Source organism: Campylobacter sp. BCW_4321 (assembly GCF_001763075.1).
Lineage (GTDB): Bacteria > Campylobacterota > Campylobacteria > Campylobacterales > Campylobacteraceae > Campylobacter_D > Campylobacter_D jejuni.
On record NZ_MJYA01000035.1, the window covers coordinates 90847 to 103611 of the forward strand.

Sequence of the window (12765 nt, forward strand, 5' to 3'; positions counted from 1 at the left end):
AAAGAGCTACAATTATAATAAAAAATATTTAAGGAGTAGAAAATGTCTTTTATGCAAGAATACAATAAACTTGTTGAAGAAAGAGCCGCTTTGGGTATACCACCCCTTCCTTTAAATGCAAATCAAACTAAAGAACTTTGTAAACTACTTGAAAATGAAAATAATGAAGAGCTTGCAAATCTTTTAGAAAATAGAGTAAATCCTGGTGTTGATGATGCAGCTTTAGTAAAATGTGAATTTTTAGATTCTATACTTAAAGGCAAAATCAGCGCTCCAAATATAGACAAAAAAAGAGCCTTAAGAATGCTTGGAACTATGCTAGGCGGATATAATGTTAAAGTTTTAATTGATGCCTTAAAAGATGAAAACATAGCCAAAGATTCTGCAGAAGTGTTGAAAAATATTATTTTTGTTCATGATAATTTTCATACCATAGCTGAACTTAGCAAAAACAATCCACACGCTAAGGAAGTTTTACAAAGCTGGGCAAATGCGGACTGGTTTAACAAAAAAGAAAAATTACCTCAAGTGATTAAATGTATAGTTTTCAAAGTAGCAGGTGAAACAAATACCGACGATCTAAGCCCTGCAGGAGATGCTTTTACAAGAAGCGATATTCCTTTGCATGCAAATGCCATGCTAAAGGTAAGACAAGCAGGATCCTTAGAAAAAATCAAAGAGCTTAAAAAAAGCGGTCGCGAAGTAGTTTATGTAGGTGATGTTGTAGGAACAGGTTCAAGTAGAAAATCAGCAATAAATTCTATACAATGGCATTTAGGAAAAGAAATAGAAGGTGTGCCAAACAAGCATAGCGGTGGTATAGTAATGGGTTCAACTATAGCACCGATTTTCTTTAACACTGCTCAAGATAGCGGGGCTTTACCTATTATCTGTGATGTAACAAACTTAGAAATGGGCGATGAGTTTGAAATTCATCCTTATGAGGGAAAAATCATAAAAAATGGCTCTACAATTGCAGAATTTACACTCAGTCCAAACACTCTCTTAGATGAAGTTAGAGCAGGAGGAAGAATCCCACTTATCATAGGTCGCGGGCTTTGTACTAAGGCTAGAGAATTTTTAGGAATGGAAAGTGAAAATATCTTTACCAAACCTGAACAACCTAAATCTTCAAGCGGTGGTTATACCTTGGCTCAAAAAATGCTAGGTCGTGCCTGTGGAGTTGAAGGCGTGCGTCCAGGTATGTATATAGAACCTATAACTTTAACTGTAGGCTCTCAAGATACCACAGGTCCTATGACTAGAGATGAAATTAAAGAACTTGCAAGCCTAGGTTTTAATGCAGACTTTGTGATGCAAAGCTTTTGCCATACAGCTGCTTATCCAAAAGTAAGCGATTCAAATTTACATAAAACCTTGCCCAATTTCATGACAAGTCGTGGTGGGGTAAGTTTAAAACCAGGTGATGGGGTTATTCACTCTTGGCTTAATCGTTTTGTATTGCCAGATACCGTAGGAACGGGTGGGGATTCTCACACACGCTTTCCTATAGGAATTTCTTTCCCTGCGGGAAGTGGACTTGTGGCTTTTGCTGCAGTTACTGGTTCTATGCCTTTAAATGTCCCTGAAAGTGTTTTAGTGCGTTTTAGCGGGGAATTACAAGCTGGAGTTACCTTAAGAGATTTGGTTAATGCTATACCTTATTACGCAATCAAACAAGGACAACTTACCGTTGAAAAGAAAAATAAGAAAAATATTTTTGCAGGAAAAATTTTAGAAATAGAAGGCTTGCCAAACTTAAAAGTCGAACAAGCTTTTGAACTTAGTGATGCAAGTGCTGAAAGATCTGCAGCTGCTTGTAGTGTGGATTTAAGCATAGAAAGTGTAAGCGAATATATCAAATCCAATATTTCTTTAATTGAAGCTATGATAGAAGCAGGATATGAGAATAAAGCTACCCTTGCTAGAAGGGCTGAAAAAATGAGAGAATGGCTTAAAAACCCTACTCTTTTAAGAGCAGATAAAGATGCAAAATACGCTTATATTATAGATATTAACCTTAATGACATTAAAGAGCCAATCCTAGCTTGTCCAAATGACCCTGATGATGTAGCAACCTTAAGTGAAATTTTAGCCGATGATAAGCGTCCAAAAAATATAGATGAAGTTTTTGTAGGTTCTTGTATGACAAATATAGGACATTATAGAGCTTTGGGAGAAATTTTAAAAGATAAAGGCATACTTAAAACCAGACTTTGGGTAGTGCCTCCAACAAAAATGGATAAAGCACAACTTACCAATGAAGGTTATTACAGCATCTTTGGTGCAGCAGGTGCTAGAATAGAAGTTCCTGGTTGTTCTTTATGTATGGGTAATCAAGCTAGAGTAAATGATGGAGCTGTAGTTTTCTCAACTTCTACAAGAAATTTTGACAACCGTATGGGAATGGGTGCTAAAGTATATTTAGGCAGTGCAGAACTTGCGGCAGTTTGTGCGATTTTGGGTAAAATTCCAAGCAAGGAAGAATACTTACAAATTGTCAGCGAAAAACTAAGTGATGAGCATAAGGCAAATATCTATAGATATTTAAATTTTAATGAGATTGAAAATTTCAAACTTGAAAATTAATTCAAATTTAATACTTATTTGGATTAAATAACAAAATTAAAATTTTCAAAGGAAAAATATTGAAGTTATTATTCACTTCCTTTTGTTGTTTTGCAAGTTTAATGGCTAGCGATGCCATTAACTGCGACAACATTAAAAATAATAAAACATTGCTAAATAAAAGTTCAAATTTAGATTATTTAAATATAGCTTCAAGCTGTAAAGAATCTTTAAAAAATCAAGATTTTACAAAAAAACTCTATGCGATTTCCAATGAAATTCGCGGAAGCAATAGCTCTTGTAATGGTGTGGCTTATTTGCCCAAATTACAACAATTTGATTTTTTATTATTAAAAATAGCTATCGATCCCATCGCTTATCAAAAAACTTTAGATACACCCGAAAATTTAGAAAAAAAATATGATATTTTAAAATCTTATTTTAGATATTGGGCATATCAAAGTATAGGAAATTTTAGACTTTACAAAGCTTTTTGGAAAGAATATAACAATGCTATAGAACCTTTAGAAAAGTATTTTGAAAGTAATTTTAATTTTGACAAAGGTAGTAATATTTACTATACTAGCAATGCTTTAAACGAATTTTTAAATTGGGCTGTTGGTGAAACAAAAATTTACAAAGACATTAGTCCTTTAGCAAAAATCATGTCAAATAAAAATTATTCGGTATCTTATATACAAGATTTTATTTTTTCAAATAATCCAAGCCAAGATGATCTTACGATAGCCTTGCAAGCAGCGCTTCTAAATCAAAGAGAAAAAGAAATTTTAGAACTTTTGATTCGTTTTGGTGCTAGGATTGACGAAGGTTATGAAAGTGCTATTTTTTACGCATTGGAAAATTATGAAAATACAAATTTTTTAATCCAAAATGGAGCGAATGTTAATCAAGCCAATGCCTTTGGTAAAACCCCACTTTTTTATGCCATAGAGTTTAATCGCCTTGATATCATAAAACTACTTCTTGATAATGGAGCAAATTTTAATCAAAAATATATTAATAACAATGAAAAATTAGCATTAAGTGCGAACATAGGTTCAAATACGCCTTATTTTATTACATTTTGTGCTCTAGAGCACACTTCAAAAAATGTTTTAATGCATGCTGCAGCCTATGGAAATGTTGAAATTTTAAAACTTCTTATTTCAAAAGGAGCAAATTTTAATGCTGTTGATGATCTTGGTTTTAATGCGCTTGACTTTGCGCTAGCAGCAGGTAAAAAAGAAAATGCTGATTATCTAAAAAGCTTGGGTTTAAAAGCAAACGAAAATCTATTTTACGGAGGTAGTTTAGAATGAAAACCGCATTTATTACAGGAGCTAGTTCAGGTTTTGGTAGAGCTTGCGTTGAAGCTTTTATACAAAAAGGCTACAAAGTAATCGCCCTTGCTAGACGCAAAGAGCGTCTAGAAGAGTTAAAAAATGCTCACAAAGATAAGATTTATACGCTTTGCATAGATGTAAGAAATCAAAAAGAAATCTTTGAGGCTATTGAAAATTTACCCAAAGAATTTCAAGAAATTGATGTGCTTTTTAATAATGCAGGTTTAGCTTTAGGGGTAGATGAATTTGATAAATTAAACCTTGAAGATATTAACACTATGGTAGATACAAACATCAAAGGATTTTTATATGTTGCAAAAGCTGTTATTCCTATACTTCGTAAACAAAAAAATGCTTATATTTTTAACTTAGGTTCGGTTGCAGGACGCAATCCTTATTTTGGAGGCAATGTGTATTGTGGAACCAAAGCCTTTGTAGGACAATTTTCATTGGCCTTAAGAAATGATCTTAGAGGAAGCAATATCAAAGTAACAAACATTGCTCCAGGACTTTGCAAAACTGAATTTAGTGAAGTGCGTTTTAAAGGAGATATCCAAAAAGCTGATGCAGTGTATGAAAATACGCAATTTATCAGTGCTAATGATATTGCCAAAGTGGTAATGTCTATTATTAACCTACCAAGCCATATTAATGTTAATGAAATCGAGCTTATGCCGGTAACACAAACTTGGAATGGATTTTATATAGAAAGAGATGAATGAATAAATTTTTAGTTTTATTGTTTTTACCTTTAGTTGCATTTGCAAACTCCTCAGAAGCAGCTGCAAATGCTAATTTATTTGGAGTTTTTACGCTTATACCACCTTTAGTTGCTATTGCTTTAGCCTTTATCACAAAAGATGTTATTTTGTCACTCTTTGCTGGAGTTTTAAGTGGAACTTTTCTACTTAGCCTTTCTGCAAATATTTTCAAAGCACAACATTTAGCTTTTGTAAATTTTTATAATACTGCAGTAGAATCTTTTTCAAAGATTATTTCTTATATCTTAGGTTCAACTTCTGATCCAGTAAATGCGGGAATCATTTTACAAATTCTTTGTATAGGTGGTCTTGTGGCGCTTATCACAAAAATGGGTGGTGCAAAAGCTGTAGCATTAAAATTTGCCAAAAGAGCCAAATCAGCTGTATCAGCTCAAGTTAATACTTGGTTTTTAGGGCTTTTAATATTTTTTGATGATTATGCTAATTTACTGATCGTAGGTCCAATTATGCGTCCTTTGGCGGATAAATTTAAAATTTCTCGTGAAAAATTTGCCTTTATTATCGACTCTACCGCAGCTCCTGTGGCAGGAATAGCTGTAATTTCCACTTGGATAGGCTTAGAAGTTTCCTTAATTAAAACCGCTTATGAACACATAGGCATTAGCGATATTAGTGCTTTTGGAATTTTTGTCGAAACCATACCTTATCGTTTTTATAATATCTTCATGCTTTTTTTTGTAGTCATGACTGCAATCATGGGACGTGAGTTTGGCTCTATGTACAAGGCTGAAGTGCGTGCAAGAACCACAGGACAAATTGCACCTCTACCTAAATCAGGCACGCTAGATACTGCTGAATTAGAAGATCAGTTTTTAGCGCCAAAAGAAGGTATTAAAATTCGTGCTTTTGATGCTATTGTTCCTATTTTTACTTTAATCATTTTAGCTATATTAGGATTTTATTTTAATGGACTTAGCACTTTAGAAGGCGAAGAACTTGCAAAAGCAAGTGCCAATCCTTTGTCTTTTGAAACTTTTAGGGCTGCTTTTGGAAATGCTGATTCTTCTGTGGTGTTATTCCAAGCTGCTTTGTTTGCTGCTATTGCAGCGATTTTTATCGGGGTGCGTCGTAAAATTTTCAATCTTAAAGAAGCGGTAGAAACTTGGATATATGGCTGGAAAACCATGATTTTTACCATAGTATTGCTTTTATTTGCTTGGTCGCTTTCAAGTATAGTAAAAGATCTAGGAACTTCTTTATTTATCACCAGTCTACTTGCAGATAAATTGCCTGAGTTTATTTTACCTGCTACTATTTTTGCTTTTGCTTCAGCCATTTCTTTTGCCATAGGAACAAGCTATGGAACTATGGGGATTTTAATGCCTTTGGCTGTGCCTTTAGCTCATGAAATCGCCAAAATCAATGGTATGGATGCAAATGCTATGCATCATTATATGGTCATTAATATAAGCTGCGTTTTAACAGGTGCGATTTTTGGAAACCATTGCTCACCAATTTCAGATAATGTAATCCTTTCATCTATGAGTGCAAAATGCGATCATATGGAGCATGTAAGAACACAAATTCCTTATGCTCTATTTATCTGTGGTATTTCTTTAATCGCTGGATATATTCCTGTATCTTTAGGACTTAGCGTTTGGTTTGTCTTGCCTTTAAATTTTATACTTATTGCGCTTTTACTAAGACTCATCGGAAAGAAAGTTCCATGAGTCTTGAAAATTTTGGAAATTTTCTTACTTTAGATGAAAAACACTCTTTCATAAAAAAATATTTTAAAGAATTTTATACAAAGGAATTTAAACTTTTTGCCTCAAAAGATAAACATTATCGTACAAGAGTTGAACTTTCATTTTATCATGAAAATGATACTCTTTTTTATGCAATGTTTGATCCAAAAAGCAAAAAAAAGTACATTATAGAATATTTAGATTTTGCTGATGAAAAAATTTGCGCTTTTATGCCAAAACTTCTAGAATGCTTGCGTCAAGATAGCAAATTAAAAGAAAAACTTTTTGGCGTGGAGTTTTTAACCACAAAGCAAGAACTTAGCATAACTTTACTTTATCATAAAAATATAGAAGATATAAAGTCAAATTTAGAAAATTTAAGCAATATTCTTCATATCAACCTTATAGCAAGAAGTAAAGGCAAAAAACTTATTTTTAAAACAGAAAATCTAAGACAAACTTTAAATATTCAAGATAGAAAAATATTTTATGAATTTAACAACGATTGTTTTATTCAGCCTAATACTGCTATAAATGAAAAAATGATTACTTGGGTATGTGAAATTTTAAGCACTCAAAAAAGAATGGATTTACTTGAGCTTTACTGTGGATATGGAAATTTTACTTTAGCTTTAGCACCATTCTTTTTTAAAATTTTAGCCACTGAAATTTCAAAAAGCAATATTAATTTTGCTTTAAAAAATTGCGAGCTTAACAATACAACAAATATCCACTTTGCAAGACTTTCAAGCGAAGAATTAAGTCTTGCTATCAAAAAAGAAAGAGAATTTTTTCGTTTAAAAGATATTCGATTAGATGATTTTAATTTCTCTCATGTTTTAGTTGATCCACCCCGTGCAGGACTTGATAAAAGCGTAATTGACTTAATAAAAAAATATGAAAATATTATTTATATTTCTTGCAATCCTATCACTTTAAAAGAAAATTTAAAAGAATTAAGTCTAACACATAGAGTGGAAGAGTTTGCTCTTTTTGATCAATTTGCCAATACTCCACATCTTGAATGTGGAGTATTTCTTAGCAAGGTATAAAAAAATAATTCATTAATTTAGCCAGTATTACTATCGCGATACAAAGCACAAATACAAAAGGATGGATAAAAGCACCAAGCGGGTTTTTCTTCTTTAATATAAAATGACAAAATAAAGAAAAAACAACTAAAGATAAAATTCCAAAAGCCAAAATAATTTTTATAGCAAAAAGTAAATTTAAAGGTTTAAAATGAAAACCTGCCAAAGCACCTCCGCTTAAAAAAAGCAAAAGAACCACAAAAGGCATTATTTTAACCCCAGTAGCACTAAAAAGACTTTTGTCAAAATTAGGATTTTTCTTTTTAACTACGCCCAAAACAAATACATCAACAAACAAATAACCTATAAACAAAATAGCACAAAGAAGATGGATTGTTAAAGTATATGGATAAAATTCTTCCATTTTTCCCTCCTTATTAAACTTCGGAATTTGCTATATTATAACACTTTTTTCATTTTTTGAATTCACTTTAGTTAATTTTTTAATCATTTAAGATAAAATACCAAAACAAAGGTTAATAATGAATGAAAAAGAAACTATCTCTTATATTATAAATACAAGTAAAAATATTGCCATATTTGCTTTAAGTCCAGATAAGACAAAAGCTTCTTATAGGGTAGCAGAATTTTTACAAAGAAAAAATTATAAAATTTTTCCTATTTATCCTAAAGAAGAGTTTATTTTAAATGAAAAAGTTTATAGAAATTTAGATCAAATAGAAGAAAAAATCGATACACTTATACTTTTTAGAAAAGGCGAAGCGGCACTAGAAATTCTTCCTAAGCTTGTTGAAAAAAATATTAAAAACCTATGGCTTCAACTTGGTATTAGTAATGAAACAGCCAAAGAAGAATGTAAAAAATTAGATATAAATTTTATACAAAATCGTTGCATTATGCTAGAATATCCGTATTTTAAAACAAAGGAAAAATAGTGTTAGAGCTTAATAAAATTTACAAAGCAAAACAACAAATTTCAGGGTTTGTAAACAAAACTCCTTTCATATACTCTTCTTTTTTAAGTGATATTTGTCAAAGTGAGATTTATCTTAAAAATGAAAATTTACAAATTACAGGTGCTTATAAAATTCGTGGAGCTTATAATAAAATAGCCAATCTTAGCGCTGAACAAAAACAACATGGAGTCATTGCCGCAAGTGCGGGAAACCATGCTCAAGGCGTGGCCATTAGTGCAAAAAAATTTGGCATTAAAGCGGTTATTGTAATGCCAGAATCCACTCCGCTCTTAAAAGTTTCTGCTACAAAAGCCTTAGGAGCAGAGGTGATACTCAAAGGAGATAATTTTGATGAATCCTATACTTTTGCAACCTCTTATGCTAAAGAAAATAATCTTAGTTTTATCCATCCTTTTGAAGATGAATTTGTAATGGCAGGACAAGGAACTTTGATGCTTGAAATGCTTGATGAAATAAGTGATCTTGATATGATTATCGCACCTGTTGGAGGTGGAGGACTTATAAGTGGTATCGCAAGTGCAGCTAAACAAATCAATCCAAACATTAAAATCATCGGCGTTGGAGCCAAAGGAGCTCCTGCAATGTATGAAAGTTTTCATGCTAAAAAAATCAAAAATGCAAAAAGCGTACGCACTATAGCCGATGGTATTGCTGTGCGTGATGCAAATCCTATTAATTTTAATATTATTTTAGAATGCGTAGATGATTTTATCCAAGTTGATGATGAAGAAATCGCTAATGCGGTATTGTTTTTACTTGAAAAACATAAAATCATAGTTGAAGGCGCAGGAGCTGCGAGTGTAGCCACCCTACTTCATCAAAAAATAAATACACAAAATCATAAAAAAATTGGCGTAGTTTTAAGCGGAGGCAATATCGATGCACAAATGCTAAATATCATCATAGAAAAAGGTTTATTTAAATCTTACAGAAAAATGCAAATTCATGTTACTTTAGTAGATAAACCTGGGGCATTATTACACCTTACAGACAGCTTAAAAATAGCCAATGCAAATATAGTAAAAATCGACTATGATAGATTTTCCACCAAGCTTGATTATGGCGATGCGATGATTTCAATTACCCTAGAAACCAAAGGCAAAGAACATCAAGAAGAAATAAGAAAAATTTTAACCCAAAAGGCGTTTAATTTCTATGAAAGTTTTTAATAACATATACGGCTTAAATAAAGCCCATTTGGCGGTGCTAAAAAGTGATTGTATTGCTTTTTAGCCTCAATCTGTTCTTTGAGTTCTTTTTCACTCATTTTTCCTTCTAAAACCTTTAAAACGCTTGCTACGCTTAATCTAATTTGCCCTCTTAAAAAACCATTAGCTTTAAAATGAAAAATGCTAAAATCTTTATAAGCATAAGCTCTAGCAATAAAAATTTCTCTTAAAGTCGTTTTATTATCCCCTCCACTTTTACAAAAAAACTTTAAATCCTTTTTTCCTACAAAAAAACCCAAAAGCTCATTAGCTTTACCTAGGTCAAATTTAGGATAAAAATGTACATAAGAAGCCATAAAAGGACTATAAGAAGAGTGAGAAAATATATAGCGGTATTCTCTACTTTTTACATCAAATCTTACCTCAAAATCATCTTTTACTTTTTCAATTTTTTTGATATGGATAAAAGGATGGGAAAATTTATTAAGTTGTTTTTGAAGATATTCTAAATTTACAAAATGATCTCCACATTCTACACTAGCTACAGCATAGCTTGCATGTACTCCTTTATCCGTACGAGAAGCCATCAAAAGAGGTGAAAAAATACCCAAATGCGATAAAGCCCCACTTAAAGCATCTTGAACACCTTTTTTATGAGGCTGAGTAGCAGAACCTAAAAAAGCAGAGCCATCATAAGAAAATATAATTTTTATTTTCATCAATAACGACTCAAAATCATTTTCTTAAAACAATAAGCCGAAACAAATAAACTTAAAGAAAAAATTCCAAGGCAAGCCAAAATTGGAGGTTGAGAAAAAGAACTTAAAAGTCCAAAATATATAGCAATCACTCCAAACATACCTAAATACACATAGCCTTTTTCATAACGATAAGTAACCAAACCAAAACAAAGTGCAAAAAGCGTACTAGCAAGTGGAAACAAGGCTATAGTTGTATAAATCACAAATTCTCTTGCTCTTTGTGGATTTTCGTTTAAATCATTCCAGTATTCATAAAATTTCTTTGTTTGAAGATTGTCTGTATTAAACTGAGTATTTACTACTAAAGTGTCAAATTCTCCACTAAAAATACTTTGACCTTGCTCAAAATTATACATTTTGCCTTGATTTAAGCTAAAAGCAAAGCTATCGTCTTTTCTTTGCACATGCGCTTCTTTGGCTATGATAAGCTGTTCTTTATCATCAGCTTTATGTTTAGGGCGATACATAATTATGTTTTCATACTTATCACTATCTTGTTTTTCCATAAAAATCATCCAGTCTAAAAATTTTTGTCCAAATTCTCCTGTTTTGTAGTTAAATTTCACTTGAGTGCTTTTATAGTTTACAAAGTTATCCTGAAGCTCAAATACTATAGGTATCATTACCAAAGCCACAACAAGCATAAAAGCACTAATCAAGCTTGCAATTTTAAGGAAAAATTTTGCCAAAATCATTGGTGAAAATCCCAAAGTAAAAAGTACTATGCTTTCATTTTCCTTAGAAAGTCTAAACAAAGCCAAAGTTAAAGAAATGAAAAAAGATATAGGCAAGGTAAAAATTAAAATTCTAGGCAACATAAATCCATAAAGCTTTAAAAGATCCAAAAAACTAATCTCTATGCTTGAAGTAAGTTTTGCAAGTTGAATAAAAAACACCATAGATACAATAGCAAAAAGTACGAAAAATATAGACAAATTCGTACTTAAAAATTGATTTAAAACATATCTTAAACTAAGCTTCATTAGAATAATCCTAAGTTTTTATAAAATAAAACTGCCACAAAAGCGATATTTAAAAAGGGTATCATAGCAAGTTCTCGCTCTTTTATTGCTTTAATTTTAAAAAAAATAAAAAAAGGCAAAGTTAAAATAGAAGCTATAAATAATACTAAAAATCCATACTCAAAACCTAAAATTCCACCTATACAAGACATAATGATAATATCAGCATCACCCAAATTTTCTAAAATTTCATCTTTTTTTTGGAAATTCATTAGAAAAAAAACTAAACTTTTTAATAAAAAAACAAATCCTCCAAAACTAAAAGCATTTAGTAAAAAACCTCTGCTAAACTCTTTAAAAATCAAAAAATGTAAAATTTCACTTTCCCTAAAGGCGTAAAAAAAAGCAAATAAAAAAGCACTCCAAAGTAAGATTTGTGGTACGGCTTTGAGTTTAATATCAATTAAAGAAAGCAAGAAAAGATTAAATAAAAATAGAGATAAAAATAAAAAATCATAAAAATTTTGACTTAAAAAATAAACCAAAATAAGCAAAATTATGCCTAAAATTTCATTGATTAATAAAGAAATAGGCAAATGACATTTGCAAGTTTGACATTTTGCCTTTAAAAAAATATAAGAAAAAATAGGAATAATTTCATAGTATTTTAATTTTGCATCACAAGAAAAACAAAAAGAGCGCGAGATAAAAAAAGGCTTTTTTTCAATTATCCTACTTGCCAAACTTGTGCAAAAAGAACCCAAACAAGCCCCTAGAATTATTATGAAAAGTATCATTTTCCAAAAGTTCTTTCTCTATTTCTAAATTCTTTAATAATCCTTTTAAATTCTCTCTTGGTAAGAGATGGAAATAAAGTTTCACTAAAATAAATTTCAGCATATGAACACTGCCAAAGTAAGAAATTTGAAAGTCTTTTAGCATTTCCAACGCGAAGCATCAAATCCACATCTAAAGGTAAATCTAAATTTTGCGTTAAATTTTCTTCATTTAGCTCAAGTTTTTTTTCGATCACACGCTTAGCAGCTCTTATAATTTCATCTCTTGCACCATAACTTATAGCCAAATTAACACAAAGTGCGTCACAATGCTTTGTTTTTTCTTCAACTAAGGTAATTTTTTCTCTTACTTTATCTTCCAAACGCGATAAATCACCTATAGCTCTTAAACGCACATTATTTTTTTCAAATTTTTCTAAAGCTTCATCCAAACAACGATCTAAAAGTTCAAAAATAAAATCAATTTCATCTTTAGGGCGCTTCCAATTTTCCGTACTAAAAGCAAAAAGGCTTAAATTTGAAATATTTTCTTCCATGCAAACTTCCATCAATTTTTGCATAGTTTTGACTCCTTGGGAATATCCAAGTTTTGCCAAAAAACCCTTAGCCCTAGCCCAGCGCCTATTACCATCCATAACAACAGCAAGGTGTTTTAATTCATTCATT

General features: G+C 31.3%; 12 protein-coding genes. 7 read left to right on the forward strand and 5 right to left on the reverse strand.

From position 1 onward, the window contains the following. Positions 1-42: 42 nt before the first annotated feature. Genes AJN58_RS05515 through trmA form a run of 5 tightly spaced genes read left to right on the forward strand, consistent with a single transcriptional unit; the run spans position 43 to position 7433 of the window. Entirely contained in the window at positions 43-2589 is a 2547-nt protein-coding gene (locus tag AJN58_RS05515; RefSeq protein WP_070278581.1) for a bifunctional aconitate hydratase 2/2-methylisocitrate dehydratase, read from the forward strand. A 59-nt stretch (positions 2590-2648) separates the two neighbouring features. After that, positions 2649-3887, forward strand: a complete 1239-nt coding sequence (locus AJN58_RS05520; RefSeq protein WP_032603315.1) for an ankyrin repeat domain-containing protein — start codon at positions 2649-2651, stop codon at positions 3885-3887. Next, positions 3884-4633: an SDR family NAD(P)-dependent oxidoreductase gene (locus tag AJN58_RS05525; protein ID WP_002861474.1), complete on the forward strand. Its 750-nt coding sequence runs from the start codon at positions 3884-3886 to the stop codon at positions 4631-4633. Before AJN58_RS05520 ends, AJN58_RS05525 begins: the two co-directional genes overlap by 4 nt. Further along, positions 4630-6363 carry a Na+/H+ antiporter NhaC family protein gene (locus AJN58_RS05530; protein ID WP_002861473.1) on the forward strand — a complete coding sequence of 578 codons (1734 nt, stop codon included), beginning with the start codon at positions 4630-4632 and terminating at the stop codon, positions 6361-6363. The genes AJN58_RS05525 and AJN58_RS05530 overlap by 4 nt, the downstream gene beginning before the upstream one ends. Then, positions 6360-7433, forward strand: a complete 1074-nt coding sequence (gene trmA / locus AJN58_RS05535; protein ID WP_002861472.1) for a tRNA (uridine(54)-C5)-methyltransferase TrmA — start codon at positions 6360-6362, stop codon at positions 7431-7433. The genes AJN58_RS05530 and trmA overlap by 4 nt, the downstream gene beginning before the upstream one ends. On the opposite strand, the gene AJN58_RS05540 is transcribed toward trmA, so the two are convergent. Beyond that, positions 7420-7836 (reverse strand): membrane protein, encoded by a 417-nt coding sequence (locus AJN58_RS05540; protein WP_002861471.1) that lies wholly within the window; start codon positions 7834-7836, stop codon positions 7420-7422. The genes trmA and AJN58_RS05540 overlap by 14 nt on opposite strands. Before the next feature lie 118 nt (positions 7837-7954). Here AJN58_RS05540 and AJN58_RS05545 point away from each other — a divergent pair, with 118 nt between their 5' ends. Beyond that, entirely contained in the window at positions 7955-8368 is a 414-nt protein-coding gene (locus tag AJN58_RS05545; RefSeq protein WP_002861470.1) for a CoA-binding protein, read from the forward strand. Then, positions 8368-9579, forward strand: coding sequence for a threonine ammonia-lyase (ilvA, locus tag AJN58_RS05550; RefSeq protein ID WP_002861469.1), 1212 nt, complete (start codon positions 8368-8370; stop codon positions 9577-9579). Before AJN58_RS05545 ends, ilvA begins: the two co-directional genes overlap by 1 nt. Here ilvA and truA read toward each other — a convergent pair. The 4 genes from truA to uppS are packed head-to-tail and all read right to left on the reverse strand — an operon-like array spanning position 9576 to position 12764. Next, the gene (gene truA, locus AJN58_RS05555) at positions 9576-10301 is read right to left on the reverse strand and encodes a tRNA pseudouridine(38-40) synthase TruA (RefSeq protein ID WP_074469222.1); all 726 of its coding nucleotides are present in this window, start codon (positions 10299-10301) and stop codon (positions 9576-9578) included. The genes ilvA and truA overlap by 4 nt on opposite strands. Then, positions 10298-11323, reverse strand: coding sequence for an LptF/LptG family permease (locus AJN58_RS05560; RefSeq protein ID WP_070292069.1), 1026 nt, complete (start codon positions 11321-11323; stop codon positions 10298-10300). Before AJN58_RS05560 ends, truA begins: the two co-directional genes overlap by 4 nt. Next, positions 11323-12099 carry an A24 family peptidase gene (locus tag AJN58_RS05565; RefSeq protein ID WP_070278583.1) on the reverse strand — a complete coding sequence of 259 codons (777 nt, stop codon included), beginning with the start codon at positions 12097-12099 and terminating at the stop codon, positions 11323-11325. Before AJN58_RS05565 ends, AJN58_RS05560 begins: the two co-directional genes overlap by 1 nt. Next, complete coding sequence (gene uppS / locus AJN58_RS05570; RefSeq protein WP_002852565.1) at positions 12096-12764, reverse strand: polyprenyl diphosphate synthase; 669 nt, start codon at positions 12762-12764, stop codon at positions 12096-12098. Before uppS ends, AJN58_RS05565 begins: the two co-directional genes overlap by 4 nt. Position 12765: the final 1 nt, after the last annotated feature.

Bases quoted from the DNA above. Each gene is read 5' to 3' on its own strand.
- AJN58_RS05515 (WP_070278581.1), top strand. From the start codon at position 43: ATGTCTTTTATGCAAGAATACAATAAACTTGTTGAAGAAAGAGCCGCT.
- AJN58_RS05525 (WP_002861474.1), top strand. From the start codon at position 3,884: ATGAAAACCGCATTTATTACAGGAGCTAGTTCAGGTTTTGGTAGAGCT.
- AJN58_RS05530 (WP_002861473.1), top strand. From the start codon at position 4,630: ATGAATAAATTTTTAGTTTTATTGTTTTTACCTTTAGTTGCATTTGCA.
- trmA (WP_002861472.1), top strand. From the start codon at position 6,360: ATGAGTCTTGAAAATTTTGGAAATTTTCTTACTTTAGATGAAAAACAC.
- AJN58_RS05540 (WP_002861471.1), bottom strand. From the start codon at position 7,836: ATGGAAGAATTTTATCCATATACTTTAACAATCCATCTTCTTTGTGCT.
- AJN58_RS05545 (WP_002861470.1), top strand. From the start codon at position 7,955: ATGAATGAAAAAGAAACTATCTCTTATATTATAAATACAAGTAAAAAT.
- AJN58_RS05560 (WP_070292069.1), bottom strand. From the start codon at position 11,323: ATGAAGCTTAGTTTAAGATATGTTTTAAATCAATTTTTAAGTACGAAT.
- AJN58_RS05565 (WP_070278583.1), bottom strand. From the start codon at position 12,099: ATGATACTTTTCATAATAATTCTAGGGGCTTGTTTGGGTTCTTTTTGC.
- uppS (WP_002852565.1), bottom strand. From the start codon at position 12,764: ATGAATGAATTAAAACACCTTGCTGTTGTTATGGATGGTAATAGGCGC.